The organism is Cellvibrio sp., assembly GCF_039207905.1.
Taxonomy (GTDB): domain Bacteria; phylum Pseudomonadota; class Gammaproteobacteria; order Pseudomonadales; family Cellvibrionaceae; genus Cellvibrio.
Window position 1 is genome coordinate 39,495 of sequence record NZ_JBCECX010000029.1, and the last position, 21,506, is coordinate 61,000.

A 21,506-nucleotide genomic window follows, 5' to 3' on the forward strand; every position below is an offset into this window, starting at 1 on the left:
TTCAAAGCACCTGCAGAAATAATTAGATAAGGGAAAATGCGACAAAATAAGGAAAACAACGCACATACTGCAATAAAAAAGAGGGCCATAAGGCCCTCATAAATTGAGACGACAAAAACACAACAACGAGAGGAATAACAAAAATTAATCAAACTTAACGCAAGCGCGAAATCAATGTGCCATAAGCGGGAACTGAAATACTATTACCCTGTGCACTTACAGACTGGCAACCATGCCCGTCCACTGCTTCAAGCAGGTAATCAGCGCCGAGCGAAATAGTTTGTGCATCTGCAGAAAAATTAAACGCACACAAGAATTTTTCATCGCCGTAGTGACGGATAAATGCAAGATAAGTTTCCGCATCCGCAATAAATTCTATATCGCCAAAACGCAATGCCGGTTGCTGTTTGCGCCACTGCATAAATTGGCGATAGGCATTGAGGATCGATGCGTTATCACCATCCTGCAAATTCACGGCCTGCTCTTTGTGGGATGCAGGAATCGGCAGCCAACCTTTCACTTGGGAAAAACCGGCGTAGGTATCGCTGTGGTTCCAGGGCATAGGCGTGCGGCAGCCATCACGGCCTTTAAAACGTGGCCAGAAAGTAATGCCGTAAGGATCTTGCAATTCGTGCTGCAGGATTTCCGCTTCGGTTAAACCCAACTCTTCACCTTGATAACTGCACACACTGCCGCGCAGGGAAAGCAATAATGCATTGAGCGTTTTTGCTAACTGCGGTGATTGGTGTTTACCGCCCCAACGCGACATAAAACGGCGTACATCGTGGTTGCCAATTGCCCAGCACGGCCAACCTTCCGATAAATTCTCTTCCAGTGTTTCCACCGTATCGCGAATGTAAGTGCCGGATAATTTTTCTACCAGCAATTCAAAACTGTAAGCCATGTGCAAACGCGAATTACCAGTGGTGTATTCCGCCATGGTTTTGAGCGAATCATCCGCAGAAATTTCACCGAGCGTTACTGTGCCGGGATAGCGATCCATAAGCGCACGCAAGCTCTCCAGAAATTCCAGATTTTCCGGGCGAGTGTTGTCGTAAATATGTTTCTGGAATGCGTAGGGATTGTCGAGCGAGAAGCCGCGCCCCTTTCTTTCTTCTTCCGGCTTGACCGGATTGGAACGCAATTCTTTATCGTGGAAGCAAAAATTAATCGCATCCAAACGTAAACCATCAACACCGCGCTTCAACCAAAATTCAACTTCTTGCAGAATTTGTTCACGCACTTGCGGACAGTGGTAATTTAAATCCGGTTGGGATTTTAAAAAGTTATGCAAATAATATTGGCAGCGACGCGGCTCCCACTCCCATGCAGAACCACCAAAGATCGCCAACCAATTGTTGGGCGGATTGCCATCGGGCAAAGGATCAGCCCATACATACCAGTCTGAATGCGGGTTATCGCGCGATTCACGGCTCGCCGTAAACCATGCATGCTGATCAGATGTATGACTCAATACCTGATCAATAATAATTTTGATGCCGCGCCCATGAGCCTTGGCAATTAATTCGTCAAAGTCGGCAAGCGTGCCAAAAATCGGATCAATATCGCGGTAGTCACTGATATCGTAACCAAAATCTTTCATCGGCGATTTAAAAAAGGGGGACACCCAAATAGCGTCCACGCCCAAACTCGATATGTAATCGAGTTTGCTGATAATACCGGGAATATCGCCTATACCGTCGTTGTTGGCGTCCATCAAACTGCGTGGATATACCTGATATATCACCGCGCCGCGCCACCAGGGAGTTGTTGTCATTTTACGGGAATCTCTTGTTATTGATCTCACGAGCAGCCTTACAGCAGTGCCCAAACTACGTAATACCAACATACGCGAGCAATATTTTTTCGCCAAGTGACTACATACGTATGCAAGTCGCCGAGCGGAGTTTTAACCCTGCAAAAGCCATAGAATACGTATTCATAAGTGCCAGATATTTCACCGTGCCCGGAAAAATATGGACTAATCTTTGATGCATACGTATGCAACCTGAATACGTATGCAGTGCCTTGTGATCAGTTTAGCCAAGCCCTAAGGTATCGAAATAGTCATTTCTGCTATGACGACTCGAGCTTATAGCGAAGAGCACCATGCCGCTTAAATGCGCAACATACAGAAGAATATAAATAAAATTTCCTGATTTCTTTACTACACAATCGTTACCACACAATTGTTGTTACACGATTTCTTTACTACACGAGAGCATTGCCATGAAAAAAAATCTCCTCGCACTGGTGATCAGCAGCAGCCTATTACTTGCCTGCTCCGATAAGTCATCGACCAATCCACCCGCTGATGCAACTGCACCAGGTGCTCCAGGCAATGCTTCTGTATGGGCGTATTCAGGAAAAACCGGCATAGGTACTTCATTTGAGCAATACACCAATGGTGCATACAGTGATGCAGGTGCAACCGGCGTCATTTCCAAAGTCTGGTTTTCCATCGCACAAGGTGTACTCACCGAAACCATGTACGGTTTGATTCACGAAGCGCAATTACAAGAGCTGCAATTTTTTATCAAAGGCAGCGACTTTCTTGATGAAGAAAAGAAAGACACTATTTCCACTATCGAATATTTAAAGACAGACGAACAAGGTCGCCCGCAATCACTTGCCTACAAAATTGTGAATAAAGATAAAGAGGGAAAATATGAAATTGAAAAACATATTTTTACCGATCCGGATGCTCAAACATTAATGATGCGCGTGCAATTTCGTGCATTGGCTGATGGCGTAACCGCTTATGCCTATGTCAATCCAGCCATCGCTAATACCGGCAGCAATGACAGCACCGTATTCGCCAATGGCAACTGGACAGCAACCGATGGCAACACCAGCATGACTTTAAAAACCACTGCAAAAGTGGTGCAAAGTGTGGTCGGATTTGAAGGTGTTTCTGACGGCATCAGCGAATTAAAAACTGCCGGGAAAATTACCAAAAATTATTCCACTACCGGCGCAACTAAAGGTAATGTTGCTTTTACCTTGCAAATGCCGGAAGTAAAAAATGGTGCAAGCGCACAGTGGGATATTGTGCTTGGCTTCGGTAAAAATGAATCAGAAAGTACCGCTGCTGCGGAGCAAACTCTGGCAAAAGGTTACGACAAAGTACTCGCACACTATAACGGTGATGGAGATGCAATTGGCTGGCAAGATTATCTGCAATCATTGCCCGCGCTTGGAAAATTAGCGGCAACGGCAACCGATAACGGAAAATTACTTTACACCAGTGCAATGGTATTAAAAGCACAGGAAGATAAAACCCATGCAGGTGCATTTATCGCATCGCTCTCTAACCCTTGGGGCGATCATAAGTCAGCAGAAAAACCGGCGACCGGTTATAAAGCGGTATGGCCGCGCGATTTTTATCAAGTTGCTATGGCAATGCTGGCACTGGGCGACACCGAATCACCGCGCGTTGCATTTGAATACCTCGAGCAGATTCAAGCGAGTGAAAAAATAGCGGGCTATACCGGTGTCCCCGGATGGTTCTTGCAAAAGACCCATGTCGATGGCGAACCGGAATGGGTTGGTGTACAACTCGATCAAACTGGCATGCCGCTAATGCTCGGCTGGCGCTTGTGGAAAGAAGGTGTGCTGAGCGATGCCGACATCACTCACTGGTACAACAAAATGCTCAAGCCTGCAGCGAATTTCCTGGTGGATGGCGGCGCAGTAAAAATTTTGTGGAATGACACCACCATCAAACCGCCCTTCACACAACAAGAGCGCTGGGAAGAACAACAAGGCTATTCGCCATCAACCACTGCAGCAGTAATTGCAGGATTGGTTTCTGCAGCCGATATTGCCACCCATGCTGGTGATGCAGAAAATGCAAAACGCTATCTCGCAGCAGCTGATAAATATTCCACTGAATTGGAATCACTCACTTACACCACCAAAGGTTCACTGACCGGTGACTTGGGCAACGGCAATTATTATTTGCGGATTAATGCCAATGACAATCCGGATGATCATTCACCATTAGATGTACGTAATGCGCAAACTATTGCCGATGAATCGCAAGTAATTGATGGCGGATTTTTGGAATTAGTGCGCTACGGTGTACGCGCTGCCAACGATAAAAAAATTCTCGAAACTTTACCGGAATACGACAATCTGAAATTGCCGGATTTACTGCGCACTAAATACGAATTTACCTTCCCCGGTGTGGAAGGCACTTTCCCCGGTTGGCGCCGTTACGGTATCGATGGTTACGGAGAAGAAACCACCAAAGGCATGGGCTATGTTGAATCTAACAATTCAACCGAAGGTCGCGGTCGAGTGTGGCCATTCTTTACCGGCGAACGCGGACACTTTGAATTGCAATTAGCCAAAGTGAATAATCAGGCGGATATAGAAAAACTGCGCAACACCTATGTTAAAGGCATGGAATTATTTGCCAATGAAGGGATGATGCTGCCAGAACAGGTATGGGATGGTGTCGGCAACAACTCCACCTACAATTATGCACTCGGCCAAGGCACCAACTCTGCAACGCCATTGGCATGGACTCATGCGGAATATATTAAATTGTTGCGCAGCTACAGCGACGGGAAAGTGTGGGACAGAAATGCCAGCACTGAAGCGCGCTACGTAAAATAATACTGCTATTCTTTTTATTGCGCCCGGCACTACCGGGCGCAGACTACAACAACAAATAATTTTATAAAAAGGCAACAACACGATGAAACAACCCACTCTCCCCTTTTGGCAAGTGTGGAACGTCAGTTTCGGCTTCCTCGGGGTGCAACTTGGTTTTGCATTGCAAAATGCCAACGTCAGCCGCGTACTTTCCGATCTCGGTGCCGACTTACACTCACTCTCACTCTTTTGGCTAGCTGCACCCATTATGGGGTTGTTAGTGCAGCCGATTGTCGGCGCCGCTTCTGATCGCACCTGGAATCGAATTGGTCGTCGTCGCCCTTACATCCTCGGTGGTGCAATTGCAGCGGCACTGGGAATGCTGTTAATGCCCAATGCATCGCTCTTTGTTACCTTTATGGCACCGATGCTATTTGGCGGCTTGATGCTGGCCTTAATGGACGGCGCATTTAACGTGACCATGCAACCCTTCCGCGCTCTGGTTGCCGATATGGTGCCCAACGAACAACGCACACTCGGCTATTCAATTCAGGCGCTGCTGATTAATATCGGCGCGGTGATCGGCTCTATCTTGCCGTTTGTGCTCACCAACGTCATTGGCTTGGAAAACTCTGCACCCAAAGGCGAAGTCGCCCCAACCGTAACCTGGGCTTTCTATATAGGTGCGAGCGCATTATTTGTCGCAGTGCTCTGGACAGTAATCCGCACCAAAGAATATGCACCGGCCGATTACTATCGCTACAAAGGCTTAACACCGGTTACCACACCAGAAATAAAACCATCACTCGGTGTGCGCCTCGCTAATTTCTGGCAATTATTTATCAATATGCCGAAAACCATGCGTCAACTTGCCGTGGTGCAATTCTTCTCCTGGTTTTCACTTTTTATTATGTGGGTCTACACCACACCGGCGATTACACAATATATTTGGGGCATAGAAGCCAAATGGTTTGATGCTAGCTATTTGCATTCGCTTGATGCAATCCCGCAAGAAATTGCCGCCGCAAAAGGCGCCGCCGGTGACTGGGTGGGGATTATTTTTGCCGCTTACTCATTGTTCGCCGCACTCTTTTCTATTGTGCTAACACGCATCGCCAATCGCATTGGCCGCAAACTCACCTACTCACTTTCACTACTTGCCGGTGGCTTGGGTTACATGAGCTTTTTGCTTTTCCAAAACACCGAAATTGTGCACGTCAACTTGCTCATTACTCATGTAGAAGTACCGCAGGGAGCACTGGATTTATTAATCCCGATGATCGGCATCGGCATCGCCTGGGCCGCCATTCTCGCCATGCCCTACGCAATCCTTGCAGGCTCATTACCAGCCGATAAAACCGGCGTTTACATGGGAATTTTCAATTTCACCATCGCTGCCCCACAAATTGTATCCGGCTTGGTTGCCGGACAAATTTTGAAATACGTATTTAACAACGAAGCGATTTATATCGTAGTGCTCGCGGGAGCTTCAATGGTGCTGGGAGCAATCGCAGTGTACTTCGTGAAGGATTCCGGTGATGAAAGCGAGCTTGTAACTCAAACACATTAATAAATTTTCCACGCAATACAAAAGCCTGTCGCTTTACAACGGCAGGCTTTTTTATTTTCCGGAAAATTATTTTTTAAATGGTTTAGCTCCGCAAGATCCGCGCACAATTAATTTGGCGGGGAGCAGCATGGATTCAGGTCTTTCACCGTCGACCAGCATCAATAAATTCTCAACCAATAATTCACCGGCAAGCAAGGTATCTTGTTGCACTGTAGATAGTGGTGGATGGGTGTAGGAAGCCATTGGAATATCATCGAAACCCATTACCGCAACATCCTGCGGGATATGCATTCCCGCTTCTTCCAATGCTTTCATGGCGCCGATGGCGATCAAGTCACTCGCACCAAATATGGCGTCAAATGGCAAGCGACGCTGCAACAAACTCAGTGTGGCTTTGTAGCCTTCCTCTTCCGATGTTTCTGCTGCGACCTGCAGTTTGGGGTTAGCTTCTATTCCCGCTTCTTGCAGCGCTTTACAGAAGCCGTGGTAGCGATCCGCGAACTCAGGGCTGTGTTCGGAAACGTCGCCGAGGAAGGCGATATTTTTTCGCCCTAACGATAACAAATGTTTTGCGGCGTTATAGGCGCTATTAAAATTATCGCAGCCGATTGACACTCCCGGTTGCCCTTCAAGCACTGGCCCCCAGGTAATAAAGTGTGCACCGACTTCAGTGAGATAAGTGAGTTTTTTTACAAAGGTTTCGTAATCGCCGTAACCTAAAAAAATAATACCGTCAGCACGGTTGGCATCTTCATAGTCTGCATGCCAATCCTCACTAAATTGTTGGAACGAAATCAGCAAATCAAAACCGCGCTTTGCCGTTGCACGTGTGATACTGCCGAGCATCGATAAGAAAAATGGATTGATCAGCGAGCTGCCGGTGCCCTGATCTTCGCACAATAAAAGTGCGATTGTTTTGCTTTGCTGGGAACGCAAACTGCTCGCATTCTTATCTACCTTGTAATTCAACTCGCGGGCAATTTGCTGAACCTTGAGGCGGGTCTCTTCATTGACCAACGGGCTGTTGCGCAACGCGCGGGACACAGTAGATTGGGACACGCCCGCTTTATAGGCGATATCAAATGATGTGGGTTTATCGTCTTTCACGCTCTCTACCCTCGCTGCAGATCTATTTTTGTTGTATTTGTTGTTTTGATATAGCAGAGATACTACATCACCCCCCTATCTTCGTACAGCAGGATTGACTACGGCTCAGCGACAGAACTCAGGACAAGGTTGTCCCAACTAAAAAGCCCCTGCTTGGCAGAGGCTTTTTAGATAACTGCGGTACAACTGGACGATGAACCGGTTTATACCTCTCGCAGAGCAGTTGCTACAGGCAAGCGAGCCGCACGTATAGCGGGAAAAAAACCGCCAATAAAACCGATCACTGTTGCGAAAATAATCCCTTGTATTAATAGGTCCGGCGTTACTGCAAAATCAAACACAACCTGGCTAAAGCTCGCAAAATTCAGTGTTGATACGGTGTAGCCATTGAACACCAGGTAAACCACAAGCGAGCCGATCAGACCGCCAACAATTGCTAAGACTAATGACTCCACCAGCGTGGATATAGCAACAGGGGTAGAACCAAACCCAAGGGCACGCAGTGTGGCAATTTCACGTGTGCGATTGGATACAGATGTATACATGGTATTAACCGCACCAAAAATTGCACCTAGCGCCATCAACATCGCCAGCGGATAACCAATCAGCTTAATAAATTTACTGAGTGGTTCTGCTTGATCGGAGAGATATTCTGTTTCGCGCTTAATATCCAAATTTAATGTGGGATCAGTTGCTACTGCCGCTTTAAAATCTGCCAAGCCATTTTTATTTTCCAATTGGATGCGCACGATTTGATAGCTGTTGCCGCGACGGTAAGCATTTTGCAAAATTTTGGCATCGCACCAAATTTCCGACTCAGCTAATCCACCACCCGCTTCAAATACTCCCACTACAGTCCACTCGGTTTGGCCGAGTTTTATCACTGCACCAACATTCATATTGGCAAATTGTTTTTGCGCTCCGCGACCAACGATCAATTCATTTTTGCCGGGCGTGAAATTGCGCCCTTCGACAATCTTGAATTGTTTGCGCAATGCAAAAGCCGCTGGCTCTACCCCGCGCATAGGCGCATTGGCTCCAGCATCTTTATGGCGCATAGGCATATCGACAATAACAAACAACTCGGGAGAACTCAGTGGCTTGCCATCCTGTTTTGCAATACCGGGCAGATTGGCAATTGCTTGTGTTTGTTCAAAACCCACACCGCTATTCATTTCAGTGGTGGCCCCCGAGCGCATTAGCATGAGCACATCTTCAGAGCCGGCATTTACCATGGTGCGCTGAAAACCGCTCGCCATAGACAGTACACCGATAAATACACCGACCACACAAGCGACACCAAATACAGCAACAGAAGATGTACCCAGACGCTGCGGCAAGTTACGCAGGTTCATCAGTGTGATGGTAATAATTTGAGCAAATGCATTAAACATAATTAACGCCTCCGCAACGCAGTAACAATATTCAGCCTTAACCCTTGTAGCGCAGGAATAAAGCCGGTGAGCACACCGAAGGCCAGCATCAACCCGACACCAACCAGCATCATCACGCCGGATAAATTTAACCCCGGCAGGGTTGATGCCATACTGACTGCAGCGCCGGTGATCATTAATTTCGCCAACAACAATCCCGCCAGACCACCAATTAATGAAATTGCAATTGCTTCCATCAGCACCATTATCATCACCGCGCGATCTGAAAAACCGAGGGTTTTGAGAATAGCCAGCTCAGGGATGCGCTCGCGAAACGATTGCGCCATGGTATTGCCAGCCACTAACAGCATTGTGAAAAACACTGCGCCTAAAATGAGCGTAGTGATTAACCCTATATCGCCAAATTGTTTGGCAAAGGATTTAGCAAATTCTTTTTCACTACTGGTTTTTGTTTCAGCGGGAGAATTGGAAAACAGCGCATCAACTGCAGTTGCTACTTGCACAGCTTGCTTCGGATCTTTCACACGGATAACCAACCAGCCTAAAGTACCTTTGGCATATTGGCGTGCCTCATCAAAATAGTCGTAATGCATCAGCATGGTATTCACGTCAGCACTTTTGCTTTTGGTTTCGTAAATGCCCTCTACTACAAACTCCCAGGTAGTGCTGCCATCTTCGCGCGGGAATAATCCAATCAATGGAATGCGGTCACCGATTTTCCAGTTAAACCGTTTTACCAAACCTTCACCAATCACTACGCCAATACGATTGCTTTTCCAGGCTTTCATTTGCTCTGGCGGCAAGCTGATCATATTGCTGTAAATATCAAAATAATCGTCAGCGACAACCGGGAATTGTGGAAACTGGTTTTTCGCCTCTTGATAATAACCACCAAACCAATTCGCTGAAGTTGCTTTATCGACACCATCCAATGCTTGTACTTTGGCTAGATAGGCTTCTGGCAACGGCTGAATCAATGAAATTTTGTTGATGCTGATCAGGCGATCTTCGCCCGCAATTTCTGCGCCTTGGTCAAAGGCGGCAGCTAAACTGCGCAGCAAACCAAACAACAAAAAAGCGATCATGATGGAGAGCAAGGTTAAAATAGTGCGAACTTTTTTCCGCCCGAGATTACTCAATAAAAACTGTAAGTAATACATGATCAGTGCTCCGCATGAGTTGTGCGACCATCATTTACCAGCGCCCCTTTGTCCATATGCAAAATGTGGCGCGCGTGATCTGCTGCGCGCGGGTCGTGAGTAACCATGATGATGGTTTTTTGTTGTTGCTGATTGAGCGTTTGCAAGAGCGCAAGAATTTCATCGGCAGTGGCGCGATCCAAGTCACCGGTGGGCTCGTCACACAATAATAAATCCGGATCGCTTACCAACGCTCGTGCAATCGCTACCCGCTGCTCCTGACCGCCAGACAACTCACTCGGATAATGTTTGGCGCGGTTGGACAATCCAACCAATTCCAATGCCGCCGCAACGTGATGCTTGCGCTCTTTGCTCGACAAATTCGTCAGCAGTAACGGTAGCTCTACATTTTTTTCGGCCGTTAATACCGGCATTAAATTGTAAAACTGGAAGATAAATCCGACGTGGCGCGCGCGCCATTTGGTGAGCTGCGATGACGACATTTGATCCAATCGCTGGCCACCAATAATCAATTCGCCGGAGCTGGGTTTATCCAATCCGCCCAGCAAATTTAGCAGCGTTGTTTTACCTGAACCAGACGGCCCCATAAGCGCCAGAAAATCACCGCGATGAATATCCAGATCAAGATTGGATAACACCTTCACCTGCTCTTTTCCTTTTTTGTATAGCTTTGCAATGCCTTTTAGCTGCACCAATAATTCATCGGTAACCAGTGATTGAGATTCAAGAGCCGTCATAAATCCTCCAGGATGTTAGACTAGAACGCGAGACATGAGACAGAAAAAAAATAACTGATATTAAAACGGGAAAACTGAAATCGAATACGATCAAGCGTGCGTGTAGATTTTATTCTTATCCACCTCACTGGTGCACAACCAGTGAGGTTTACTTTTTACCAATTTGTTAAAGCGAAATTACAATTCTACTTTTGCGCCATCTTTTAATTCCGGCGGAATATCGATAACAAAATCTTCGCCCGGGCGCAGGCCGGTGCCGATATAAACATCATTACCATAGCTCGCATTCAGGGTTATTTTGCGCAACTCGGCAACGCCGTCTTTCACCACAAAAATATATTTGTTTTCCCCATCGTTACGCACTGCACTGATCGGCACGCGCACCCCCAATGGCTCTTTCGGTTTTTCTTGCGCAACAGGTTCTGCATTCATAAAACCAACCTTCACCCCCATATCAGGCAGGATACGCGAGTCGCTCACTTGAAAACCGATACGCACTTTTACCGTCGCTTTCTGGCGATCTGCTGCTGGAATAATGGCGATCACTTTCGCGGGAATTTTCCAATCCGGATAAGCTTCCAATACCGCTTGCACAAATTGCTCATCGCGCACGCGCTGGATGTAGGATTCATTTACGTCCACTTCAATTTCCAGTGAAGACATATCCACCAATGTACAAATACCGGTACGGGTAAATCCGCCGCCCGCCGAGATAGGGGAAATCATTTCGCCCGGTTGTGAATCCTTACTGATCACCACGCCGGTAAACGGCGCACGCAGCGTCAGGTCATCCAGATTTTGTTGTTGCAGTGCCAAACGCTTGCGGCTTACATCAACGTCGGCATTGCGTGCATCCAGTTGCGCACGCAGCGATTCAAAATCAGCGCGCGCTTTATCCAATGCAGCGGCACTCACCAATTGCTGACGCGCCAACTCGGTGTTGCGCTCCAGGGTTAATTTGGCCTCAGTCAAACGCGCCTCAGTTTCAACTACCAGAGTTTTCGCGGAGCGCAATTCTGCTTTGCTCAGCTCAACTGATTTAACCGTATTGGCATCATCCAGACGTGCAACTATCTGATCCTTCTCGACCTGCTGCCCTTCTTCAACATAAATCTCTGCGACACGCCCGGTCACCTTGGAAGACACGGTAGAAATGCGGCGCGCCACTACATAACCAGTTGCATCAAGTACTGTTGCCGACGACGAATCTGGCACCGCCATACGCGCCATCTCAACCTGCACTTTGACCGGATCGCCCTCACCTAGCAGCGAGAAGCCGATAATGGCAACTGCCGCAACAACTGCTGCGCCTATCCACAGGCGGGTGGAGTTGGTTTTGTCTGCAGCTTGGTCGCGATTAATGCGCAACTGGGATAGGAGTTCGTCTTGATTCGTCACAATATGTTCTGCCCATTATTGTTTAATACTTGCCCTGTACGATTTTTAGCAATGCTACTAAAAACTTCGCCGGAAGCGCTGATCGGGTTTATGCGTTTATTTTGACTAACTTACGCATATTACCGCCCGCATATTACGCAAGACTGGCGCTTGCGCCTAGAAGTTTTAGTTTGAACAACTGCAGCGCGAATCGGAAAACAATGTGACGTTTGGATGGGACCAGCATATGAGAAAGCAATTGGCCGCAATAGCAGCCAATGTCATGGAATGCGGGTGACAAACATCACCCGCATGGAGATTAAATCGAGGGTGAAAAATCGGCCATTTCAGCAGGCAGGATTGGATTTTTAAGGGTAATTTTGGTTCGATCTGACAGATTCAATGCCTTTAAATCGGCGCCAAAATAGCGATTAAAAATCTTATCCAACTTGCCGTTCGCTGTAATGGTTTGCACCCCCTGGGTTACGCGCTTCGCCAACTCGGGATTGTTTGGGTTTACATAAAACACCAGCGGGAAAGGGTAATAAACCAGCAGCGATGAATCGACCATCAACTTGCCTGATTTGGCCGCACGCTCGGCAAATACACCCGCAACCTCGTTAGCGCCGAAGGACACATAATCAAACTCGTTATTTTCCAAGCGGGTAAACAAATCATCAAAGCTGCCCTTTTCTTCGACTTTGTAACCGTTCTGGCGAAACAACTCGGCATCTGCCCAGGTGCTGGGAATGCCCAAACGCAATTGCTGTAATTGTTGCGCCGATTTAATCGCAGCAAACTTTTCTTTATCGGCAGCGCGGATAATCAGGATGCGATAACCCAATAAGCCTTTCATCAACGGTAGCGGAATAAGGGTTTTCTTTTCGTCGGCCAATTTGGTATTGCCCGCGACTGTGCCGAAAATATCGAAACCCTTGCTGCGAAATACGCTGGCCTCATCGGCGGCGAGCGGATAATCGGTCAAATCTTCCTGCAGATTCCATTTGCCGTGCGATGCTTTGGTCGCCTTGAGCGCGGCCTCCAATACTTCGCGCTCATACCGCTGGCGCGATTGGGTTTTATTGCCATTCCACAATTTAACCTGAGTTACCGCCGCTGTTTTTGCCGGCTTTTCTGCCGCTGCAATCGCACCGCAACTCCACAATCCAACCAGCGCTAATGCGACGATTGTTTTTGCCTTGAACATCACTGAAAAAGTTTGACCTTGAGCCGACATGGATTAAATCTCCCGATAGTTATTATTGGTGGGCGTTTCTGACACAAATGAAACAGTCCAGCCCAAATGAAACAGGGCGCAGCTTGGTGTAAGCGCGCCCTGTTAAAGATATCAAAATGCCAGCTGTTCGTCAGAAGGGAATATCGTCATCAAACGAGTCAAATCCAGCTGGTTGCTGCGGCGGCTGTTGCGCCGGTTGTTGGCGATTAGGTTGCTGATTGAAGTTGCCACCGCCCTGCTGATTAAAACCACCACCCTGGTTGTATCCACCCTGGGCTGGCGCGTTGTTGTATTGCGGGGTTTGGTCAAAGCTGTTGGCGATAGCCGCTGCGCCCATAGCTGCGCCGCCGCCCATGCCGGTATTGTCACCACGACCATCAAGCATTTGCATCTCGCTGGCAACGATCTCGGTGGTGTAGCGGTCAGTGCCGTCTTGCGCCTGCCACTTACGAGTGCGCAATGCGCCTTCGATATAAACCTTGGAACCTTTTTTCAGGTATTCGCCGGCGATCTCGCCCAGACGGTTAAAAAACACCACGCGATGCCATTCGGTACGCTCTTGAGGTTGGCCGGTATTTTTGTCTTTCCATGTCTCTGATGTGGCCACGCTGACGTTGGTCACTGCGCCGCCGGACGGCATATATTTCACTTCGGGATCTTGCCCGATATTGCCGATCAAAATTACTTTGTTAATACCACGAGCCATTTTAAATTCCTCTTGATTTACCGAGTATCCGCCTTCTGTTTTTGTACTTCGGCGGCTTTCGAGTTACTGTTTATTGCCCCTGCGGGGCGCCGGACACTTTACACTTCATCCACAATCGCCGCTAGCTGTTTGCGATCAACGCGCTTCTGGTCAACTTTGAGATAAATGGTATTTTCTGAAGCGACAATCACCACTTCGGCCACACCATCGACGGCGCGCAATCTGTCCGTAATTCGTTGATGATCTTGCCCTCGCAGCGGGATTAATACGCTGGCGAGGAAGTGCGGTGGTTTCATCGACCAGGCAACCACCAACCAGATCAAAACCAATACCGCATTGAGCAGGAATACGGCGTTAGCGCCTTGGTGCTGCAGCAACCATCCACCCAGCGCACCGCCGCCAAATACACCCAACACTTGGCAGGTGGAATAAATCCCGGTCGCCGTACCCTTGGCACCGGCAGGCGCAATCTTGCTCACCATGGACGGCTGAGTCGCCTCCAATACGTTGAACGCGATAAAGAATACAAACAGCACCAGCAACGCAAAAATCCGGTTGGACGACACCAGCATCAACGCCAGCTCGGCGACCAGCAGCAGTGCCACGGCAATCAAGAATACGCCCTTAATCTTGCGGCGTTTTTCGGCGATGATCACAAACGGCAACATCAATACAAACGCAAATGCCAGCAGCGGGAAGTAGATCAAGCCATGATATTCGCGCGCGATTTGCAGCTGGTCTTGCAGCATTAATGGCAGCACCACGAAGCTCGACATCAACACAAAATGCAGCACAAAAATCCCGACATTCAAGCGCGCCAATTGCGGATGCTTGAGCGTATCCGCAAGCAAACTGGGGACGGCAACTGCCTCGCGTTTGGAGGTGGTAGTTTTGGCAACATCGGGCACCAGCTTGAGCAGGATATAAATACCAATCACACCCAAAATCGCGGTCAACCAGAAAATCGTCCCTACTCCGCCCCATGCAGCGAGCAACGGGCCGACCGTCATAGCGACAGAAAAGGAAACACCAATCGACGCGCCTATAGTAGCCATTGCCTTGGTGCGGTTTTCATCAGATGTCAGATCGGTCAGCAGCGCCATCACCACCGCCGAAATCGCCCCACCGCCTTGCAGGAAGCGCCCGAGAATCAAACCGTAAACCGACTCCGCCAGCGCAGCGACCACGCTACCGAGCACAAAAATTACCAGCCCGGCGAGAATTAACGGCTTGCGCCCAATGCGATCGGACAAAACCCCAAACGGGATTTGCAGCAATGCCTGGCTAAACCCGTAAGCTCCTAACGCCAAGCCGAGTAAAAAAGGACTGTGGTGCGCATACTCGGTGCCATAGAGCGCGAGCACTGGCAGCAGCATAAACAGCCCGAACATGCGGAAGGTGTACAGCGCCGCTAACGACAGCACGACCTTGCGCTCAAAGGGCGCAGGGGCAGAAATAGTGATGGATGTTGAAACAGGTTCTTGCATGGCGAGCGGCCGTCGATAGTCCAGTTAAGATCGGTAGATCAATTAAAAAGTGTCGCTTATTAAAAAGGGCGCCAGTGTACCAACTAGTCCCACCGACAACCTAAAAATCCTGCGCAAGATTGCATTAATTCGCTACCAAAGGGTTTACCAAGACTTACAGAAGAATGTCGTGCTACTGACATCTGCTGGCAAACCATTAACGTATAATCGACCGTTTTGAATGCCCATACGTTTGAATGACCATAGGTGGATCGCAGTATATGGACAAGATTATTGTCAGGGGTGCACGCACCCACAATCTCAAGAATGTTGATCTCGATATCCCGCGCGACAAGCTGGTGGTTATTACCGGCCCCTCCGGCTCAGGGAAATCGTCGCTCGCGTTTGATACCCTCTATGCCGAAGGTCAGCGCCGCTATGTAGAGTCGCTGTCCACCTATGCGCGCCAGTTTTTGTCGATGATGGAAAAACCGGATGTCGATCATGTCGAGGGCTTGAGCCCCGCTATTTCGATCGAACAAAAATCCACGTCACACAACCCCCGCTCCACCGTCGGCACCATCACCGAAATTTACGATTATCTGCGTTTACTCTACGCCCGCGTCGGCGAACCGCGCTGCCCGGAGCACGGCGCACCACTCACAGCGCAAACCATTAGCGAGATGGTGGATACCACACTGGCACTGCCGGAAGGCACCAAGCTTATGCTGCTGGCGCCGGTTATCCGCGACCGCAAAGGAGAGCACTTGCATGTGTTTGAGCAGCTGAAACGCGACGGTTTTATTCGCGCGCGTATCGACGGCATCCTCTGCGATCTGGATGACACGCCCAAACTCGACAAGAAAAAGAAACACACCGTTGAAGTGGTAATCGACCGCTTTAAAGTGCGCGACGATTTAAAGCTGCGTCTGTCGGAATCCTTTGAGACGGCGCTGAATCTTTCCGAAGGTATCGCCTGCATTAATTATATGGATGGTGAAGCGCCCGACCGTTTGTTTTCATCAAAACACGCCTGCCCGATTTGTGATTACAGCCTGACCGAACTCGAACCGCGCCTGTTCTCATTCAATAACCCAGCGGGCGCCTGCCCGACCTGCGACGGCTTGGGCGTGCATCAGTTTTTTGATGAGGATAAGGTAATCCAGGATACCGCGCTGAGCTTGTCTGAAGGCGCAATTCGCGGTTGGGATAAACGCAACGTCTACTACTTCCATATGCTCGCCTCGCTCGCGAAACATTATGGATTTAATGTCGACACCCCTTGGTCCAAACTCAAAGCTAAGCAGCGCGATGCCGTGCTTTACGGCTCAGGCGAAGAGGTTATCGAATTCAATTACGTCAATGATCGTGGCGATGTGTACAAACGCAGCCACAGCTTTGAAGGCGTGCTGATCAATATGGAACGGCGCTATCGCGATACCGAATCCAACTCGGTGCGCGAGGACCTGACCAAATTCCTGTCTAGCCAGCCCTGCCCCGAATGTGAAGGTACACGCTTGCGTATTGAAGCGCGCAATGTATTTATCGATGAGCGCCCGCTGCCCAAAATTACCGAAATGCCGGTTGCCGACGCTTACGAGTACTACATGAAGCTGGCCTTCACCGGCCGCAAAGCGGGTATCGCCGATAAAATCCTGAAGGAGCTGCGCGACCGCTTCCGCTTTTTGGTCGATGTTGGCTTGAATTACCTGACGTTAAATCGCAGCGCCGAAACTCTTTCCGGTGGCGAAGCACAGCGCATCCGCCTCGCCAGCCAAATCGGCGCCGGCTTGGTTGGGGTGATGTATATCCTTGATGAGCCTTCTATTGGCCTGCATCAACGCGATAACGAACGACTGCTGAAAACCCTCACCCACTTACGCGATATCGGCAATACCGTAATCGTGGTGGAGCACGATGAAGACGCTATCCGCCAGGCCGACCACGTGATCGATATCGGCCCAGGCGCTGGCGTTCACGGCGGTCAGGTGATTGCGCAAGGTAATATCAAAGCCATTATGGCCAACAAGGATTCCATCACCGGCCAATACCTGAGCGGAACACGCTCTATTGCAGTCCCCGAGCAACGCAATCCATTTGACCCAAAGAAAGTGCTTCGCCTCTCTGGTGCGACCGGCAACAACCTGCAAAATGTTACCTTGGAAATCCCGGTGGGATTAATGACCTGCGTTACTGGTGTATCCGGCTCAGGTAAGTCGACGCTGATCAATGCCACGCTGCATCCACTTGCAGCAACCGCATTAAACGGCGCAACAACTCTCGACCCAGCACCTTATGAAGAAATCGAAGGCCTGGATTTATTCGACAAGTGCGTGGATATCGACCAAAGCCCTATTGGTCGCACACCGCGCTCGAATCCAGCAACCTATACCGGCATATTCACTCCCATTCGCGAACTCTTTGCCGGCACCCAAGAATCACGCTCACGTGGTTATCAACCTGGCCGCTTCAGCTTCAACGTAAAAGGCGGCCGCTGCGAAGCTTGTCAGGGCGATGGTGTCACTAAAGTGGAAATGCACTTCCTTCCTGACGTATACGTCCCCTGCGATGTTTGTAAAGGCAAACGCTACAATCGCGAAACACTGGATGTGAAATACAAAGGAAAAAATATCAACGAAGTGTTGGGCATGACTATTGAGGATGCGCGCGCATTCTTTGATGCTATCCCATCAATTGCCAATAAATTGCAAACGCTTATTGATGTAGGTCTTTCGTATATTTGCTTGGGGCAGTCAGCAACAACACTTTCTGGCGGGGAAGCGCAGCGTGTGAAACTCGCAAAAGAGTTATCCAAACGCGACACAGGCAAAACACTTTATATTCTGGATGAACCGACAACCGGCTTGCACTTCTACGACATCCAACAATTATTAAATGTGCTGCATCGACTGCGCGATCACGGCAACACAGTGGTAGTTATCGAACACAATTTGGATGTAATAAAAACGGCAGATTGGATTGTTGATCTGGGGCCTGAAGGCGGAAGCGGCGGCGGGCAAATTATCGCAACTGGCACGCCTGAAGAGATTGCCCAGCTGGATTATTCACACACGGGAAGATTTTTGGCTCCAATGCTTAAACTACCAAGCAAAAAAGCAAAATCGACAAGGGCGAGCAAGAAGTAAAAAAGAGAAAATGGGGCATTGCATCCTGCAAGCCCCGTTGCATCCTGCTTGGGAAAACCGATCATCATGATGGCCTGGCATCTTGCCTTATTCTCTTCGCATCCATGGATAAGCTTCATCCTGAAACCACTCCTCCAACCAAAACATCCTGTGCTGGTCAGCGTCCTTGTGTTGATCATTTTAACGATTTGCCCCAACTAAAAAAGTCAGCAAAAGCTGAAAGTTTTGTGCGACATTGACCATAGTTGCCCAGAATTAAATGTGAGCAACCAAACAATTCATCGGCTGAATACTGATTAGTACAGAAATAAAAACCTTTCCCAGAGCAAATAAAAAAGGCCAGACATTTCTGTCTGGCCTTTTTTCTGAATCAGTAAAACTTATTCAGCATCTACCGCAGCCGCAAGCTCTTTAGCTGGACGATCAACCAATTCAACATAAGCCATTGGTGCTTTATCGCCTGCGCGGAAGCCGCATTTCAAAATACGAACATAGCCACCTGGGCGGGTGTTGTAGCGTGGGCCTAGCTGACTAAACAACTTACCTACCGCTTCTTTACTATTCAAACGAGCGAATGCCAAACGACGGTTAGCAACGCTGTCCACTTTAGCCAAAGTGATCAAAGGTTCTGCAAAACGACGCAGCTCTTTTGCTTTCGGCAAAGTAGTTTTAATTAATTCATGCTCTACCAAAGAAATAACCATGTTACGGAACATAGCTTTACGGTGAGATGCATTACGGCCTAATTGACGACCAGTTAATTTATGACGCATGGTAAATTTCCTTCAAAATGGATTGCTAACAGCAATCTCGTTAATCACCCGCACCGAAGTGAGTTCACGGGCGAACTAATAATAAAAAATCATGGGTAAGCATCGATAATCTGATGCTCACCCATGATTTCATCGTTTTTAGTCGTTTCTCAAACTAGCTGGAGGCCAGTTCTCCAAACGCATACCGAGAGACAATCCGCGTGATGCAAGAACGTCTTTAATTTCGGTAAGAGATTTTTTACCCAAGTTTGGCGTCTTCAACAGCTCCACTTCAGTGCGCTGAATCAAATCACCAATATAGTAAATATTTTCTGCTTTCAAGCAATTTGCTGAACGAACGGTAAGCTCCAAATCGTCAACAGGGCGCAGAAGAATTGGATCGATAGCTTCTTCTTTTTGCTCTGGAGCAGATTGTTTCTCACCTTCGAGATCAACAAATACAGCAAGCTGTTGCTGCAGAATAGTTGCAGCGCGACGGATAGCCTCTTCCGGATCAATGGTCCCGTTGGTTTCCAGATCCAAAATCAATTTATCCAAATCAGTACGCTGCTCAACACGAGCACTTTCTACACTGTAAGCCAAACGCTTAACAGGACTGAAAGAAGCATCCAACTGCAAACGACCAATTGCACGACTTTCGTCATCATCACGACGACGGCTGTCTGCAGGCTGATAGCCGCGGCCGCGAGCGATAGTCAAGCGCATTTTCAATTCGGTATTACCAGTGATATTCGCAATCACATGATCCGGATTTTTAATTTCCACATCATGATCAACTTGAATATCAGCCGCAGTAACAACGCCCGGGCCTTTTTTGGTCAAGGTAAGAACAGCATGATCCTTACCGTGCATAATTACTGCAACGCCCTTGAGGTTCAGAAGGATTTCAATAACATCCTCACGAACACCTTCAATTGCGCTGTACTCATGCAACACACCATCGATTTCTACTTCAGTAATGGCACAACCGGCCATAGAAGAAAGCAAAATACGACGCAACGCATTGCCTAAAGTATGTCCAAAGCCACGCTCCAGAGGCTCCAACACCACGCGAGCGCGAGTTGGACCACTTTCTGAAACATCGATATGACGCGGAGTTAAAAATTCGTTTACTGCAGTCTGCATAGCCACACCTGTTAGCGGTTCGTCCCTTACTTGGAGTAAAGCTCGACGATGAGGTTCTCGTTGATGTCAGCAGGTAAATCAATGCGATCAGGAACGCGCTTGAAAACGCCTTCTTTCTTCTCGCTATTTACATCAACCCACTCAACATTGCTGCGTTGACCAGCCAGATTCAATGCATTTTGAACGCGCAATTGCTTCTTAGCCTTTTCACGCACAGCAACTACATCACCAGCACCTACTTGGAAAGATGCAACATTAACAGTTTTACCGTTAACGCTGATTGCCTTATGTGATACCAATTGACGTGATTCAGCGCGAGTAGAACCAAAGCCCATACGATAAACAACGTTATCCAAGCGGCATTCCAACAGCTTCAACAAGTTTTCACCGCTGGCGCCTTTACGACGAGCAGCTTCTTTGTAATAACCGCGGAATTGCTTTTCAAGAATGCCGTAAATACGACGAACTTTTTGCTTCTCACGCAACTGCACACCATAGTCTGACAAGCGACCACGACGTTGGCCATGTTGGCCCGGTGCAGTTTCAATTTTGCATTTTGAGTCTAAAGCGCGCGCACCACTTTTAAGAAAAAGATCAGTGCCTTCGCGACGAGACAGTTTACAGGTAGGTCCAATATAACGAGCCATTTTCTACTCCCCCTTATACGCGACGTTTCTTCGGCGGACGACAGCCGTTGTGAGGAATCGGCGTAACGTCAGTAATGTTAGTAATTTTATAACCAACATTGTTAAGTGCACGAACAGCAGATTCGCGACCTGGGCCTGGGCCCTTAACTTCGACGTCGAGGTTTTTCAAACCATATTCTTTTGCCGCTTCACCAGCGCGCTCTGCAGCAACCTGAGCAGCAAAAGGAGTACTTTTACGTGAACCACGGAAACCAGAACCACCGGAGGTCGCCCAAGCAAGAGCATTGCCTTGACGATCAGTGATAGTCACGATGGTATTGTTAAAAGAGGCGTGGATGTGCGCAACGCCATCAATCACCGTCTTTTTAACTTTTTTCTTGGCTGTGGTTTTATTACTTGGCTTAGCCATAGCAATTTCTTCCTACTAATTTGTTACCGTAAGTGAATGAAAGTCGTAAG

At 48.3% G+C, this 21,506-nt stretch carries 16 protein-coding genes; 3 read left to right on the top strand and 13 right to left on the bottom strand.

Going from position 1 to position 21,506, the window contains the following annotated elements:
• Positions 1 to 154: 154 nt before the first annotated feature.
• Positions 155 to 1,777 (bottom strand): alpha-glucosidase family protein, encoded by a 1,623-nt coding sequence (locus AAGC78_RS16235; RefSeq protein ID WP_435785151.1) that lies wholly within the window; start codon positions 1,775 to 1,777, stop codon positions 155 to 157.
• 452 nt (positions 1,778 to 2,229) lie between these two features.
• On the opposite strand from AAGC78_RS16235, the gene AAGC78_RS16240 reads away from it, so the two are divergent.
• Positions 2,230 to 4,623 carry a glucan 1,4-alpha-glucosidase gene (locus tag AAGC78_RS16240; protein WP_435785152.1) on the top strand — a complete coding sequence of 798 codons (2,394 nt, stop codon included), beginning with the start codon at positions 2,230 to 2,232 and terminating at the stop codon, positions 4,621 to 4,623.
• A gap of 82 nt (positions 4,624 to 4,705) precedes the next feature.
• Entirely contained in the window at positions 4,706 to 6,172 is a 1,467-nt protein-coding gene (locus AAGC78_RS16245; protein WP_435785153.1) for an MFS transporter, read from the top strand.
• A 66-nt stretch (positions 6,173 to 6,238) separates the two neighbouring features.
• Here AAGC78_RS16245 and AAGC78_RS16250 read toward each other — a convergent pair whose 3' ends face one another.
• The 8 genes from AAGC78_RS16250 to AAGC78_RS16285 all read right to left on the bottom strand — a co-directional run bounded on the left by AAGC78_RS16250 (position 6,239) and on the right by AAGC78_RS16285 (position 15,377).
• Positions 6,239 to 7,279, bottom strand: coding sequence for a LacI family DNA-binding transcriptional regulator (locus AAGC78_RS16250; RefSeq protein ID WP_435785154.1), 1,041 nt, complete (start codon positions 7,277 to 7,279; stop codon positions 6,239 to 6,241).
• A gap of 203 nt (positions 7,280 to 7,482) precedes the next feature.
• Entirely contained in the window at positions 7,483 to 8,673 is a 1,191-nt protein-coding gene (locus tag AAGC78_RS16255; protein WP_435785155.1) for an ABC transporter permease, read from the bottom strand.
• Between the two features lie 2 nt (positions 8,674 to 8,675).
• Positions 8,676 to 9,833, bottom strand: a complete 1,158-nt coding sequence (locus AAGC78_RS16260; protein ID WP_435785156.1) for an ABC transporter permease — start codon at positions 9,831 to 9,833, stop codon at positions 8,676 to 8,678.
• Between the two features lie 2 nt (positions 9,834 to 9,835).
• Positions 9,836 to 10,570 (bottom strand): ABC transporter ATP-binding protein, encoded by a 735-nt coding sequence (locus AAGC78_RS16265; RefSeq protein WP_435785157.1) that lies wholly within the window; start codon positions 10,568 to 10,570, stop codon positions 9,836 to 9,838.
• 177 nt (positions 10,571 to 10,747) lie between these two features.
• Positions 10,748 to 11,968 carry an efflux RND transporter periplasmic adaptor subunit gene (locus AAGC78_RS16270; RefSeq protein ID WP_435785158.1) on the bottom strand — a complete coding sequence of 407 codons (1,221 nt, stop codon included), beginning with the start codon at positions 11,966 to 11,968 and terminating at the stop codon, positions 10,748 to 10,750.
• A gap of 298 nt (positions 11,969 to 12,266) precedes the next feature.
• Positions 12,267 to 13,184, bottom strand: a complete 918-nt coding sequence (locus tag AAGC78_RS16275) for a substrate-binding periplasmic protein (protein ID WP_435785159.1) — start codon at positions 13,182 to 13,184, stop codon at positions 12,267 to 12,269.
• A gap of 130 nt (positions 13,185 to 13,314) precedes the next feature.
• Positions 13,315 to 13,890: a single-stranded DNA-binding protein gene (ssb, locus tag AAGC78_RS16280; protein WP_435785160.1), complete on the bottom strand. Its 576-nt coding sequence runs from the start codon at positions 13,888 to 13,890 to the stop codon at positions 13,315 to 13,317.
• A 98-nt stretch (positions 13,891 to 13,988) separates the two neighbouring features.
• Positions 13,989 to 15,377, bottom strand: a complete 1,389-nt coding sequence (locus AAGC78_RS16285; protein WP_435785161.1) for an MFS transporter — start codon at positions 15,375 to 15,377, stop codon at positions 13,989 to 13,991.
• A 260-nt stretch (positions 15,378 to 15,637) separates the two neighbouring features.
• On the opposite strand from AAGC78_RS16285, the gene uvrA reads away from it, so the two are divergent.
• Positions 15,638 to 18,502, top strand: a complete 2,865-nt coding sequence (uvrA, locus tag AAGC78_RS16290) for an excinuclease ABC subunit UvrA (protein WP_435785162.1) — start codon at positions 15,638 to 15,640, stop codon at positions 18,500 to 18,502.
• Positions 18,503 to 18,882: 380 nt separating this feature from the next.
• Here uvrA and rplQ read toward each other — a convergent pair whose 3' ends face one another.
• From rplQ to rpsK, 4 genes are all read right to left on the bottom strand, one after another.
• Positions 18,883 to 19,275 carry a 50S ribosomal protein L17 gene (gene rplQ / locus AAGC78_RS16295; protein WP_435785163.1) on the bottom strand — a complete coding sequence of 131 codons (393 nt, stop codon included), beginning with the start codon at positions 19,273 to 19,275 and terminating at the stop codon, positions 18,883 to 18,885.
• Positions 19,276 to 19,413: 138 nt separating this feature from the next.
• Positions 19,414 to 20,400, bottom strand: coding sequence for a DNA-directed RNA polymerase subunit alpha (locus tag AAGC78_RS16300; protein ID WP_062059533.1), 987 nt, complete (start codon positions 20,398 to 20,400; stop codon positions 19,414 to 19,416).
• 26 nt (positions 20,401 to 20,426) lie between these two features.
• Entirely contained in the window at positions 20,427 to 21,047 is a 621-nt protein-coding gene (gene rpsD / locus AAGC78_RS16305) for a 30S ribosomal protein S4 (protein ID WP_133684982.1), read from the bottom strand.
• A gap of 13 nt (positions 21,048 to 21,060) precedes the next feature.
• Complete coding sequence (gene rpsK, locus AAGC78_RS16310; protein ID WP_062059529.1) at positions 21,061 to 21,456, bottom strand: 30S ribosomal protein S11; 396 nt, start codon at positions 21,454 to 21,456, stop codon at positions 21,061 to 21,063.
• Positions 21,457 to 21,506: the final 50 nt, after the last annotated feature.

Excerpts from the sequence above, each read along its gene's own strand:
- AAGC78_RS16235 (WP_435785151.1), bottom strand. The coding sequence starts at position 1,777 with ATGACAACAACTCCCTGGTGGCGCGGCGCGGTGATATATCAGGTATAT.
- AAGC78_RS16240 (WP_435785152.1), top strand. The coding sequence starts at position 2,230 with ATGAAAAAAAATCTCCTCGCACTGGTGATCAGCAGCAGCCTATTACTT.
- AAGC78_RS16245 (WP_435785153.1), top strand. The coding sequence starts at position 4,706 with ATGAAACAACCCACTCTCCCCTTTTGGCAAGTGTGGAACGTCAGTTTC.
- AAGC78_RS16255 (WP_435785155.1), bottom strand. The coding sequence starts at position 8,673 with ATGTTTAATGCATTTGCTCAAATTATTACCATCACACTGATGAACCTG.
- AAGC78_RS16260 (WP_435785156.1), bottom strand. The coding sequence starts at position 9,833 with ATGTATTACTTACAGTTTTTATTGAGTAATCTCGGGCGGAAAAAAGTT.
- AAGC78_RS16265 (WP_435785157.1), bottom strand. The coding sequence starts at position 10,570 with ATGACGGCTCTTGAATCTCAATCACTGGTTACCGATGAATTATTGGTG.
- AAGC78_RS16275 (WP_435785159.1), bottom strand. The coding sequence starts at position 13,184 with ATGTCGGCTCAAGGTCAAACTTTTTCAGTGATGTTCAAGGCAAAAACA.
- ssb (WP_435785160.1), bottom strand. The coding sequence starts at position 13,890 with ATGGCTCGTGGTATTAACAAAGTAATTTTGATCGGCAATATCGGGCAA.
- AAGC78_RS16285 (WP_435785161.1), bottom strand. The coding sequence starts at position 15,377 with ATGCAAGAACCTGTTTCAACATCCATCACTATTTCTGCCCCTGCGCCC.
- uvrA (WP_435785162.1), top strand. The coding sequence starts at position 15,638 with ATGGACAAGATTATTGTCAGGGGTGCACGCACCCACAATCTCAAGAAT.
- rplQ (WP_435785163.1), bottom strand. The coding sequence starts at position 19,275 with ATGCGTCATAAATTAACTGGTCGTCAATTAGGCCGTAATGCATCTCAC.
- AAGC78_RS16300 (WP_062059533.1), bottom strand. The coding sequence starts at position 20,400 with ATGCAGACTGCAGTAAACGAATTTTTAACTCCGCGTCATATCGATGTT.
- rpsD (WP_133684982.1), bottom strand. The coding sequence starts at position 21,047 with ATGGCTCGTTATATTGGACCTACCTGTAAACTGTCTCGTCGCGAAGGC.
- rpsK (WP_062059529.1), bottom strand. The coding sequence starts at position 21,456 with ATGGCTAAGCCAAGTAATAAAACCACAGCCAAGAAAAAAGTTAAAAAG.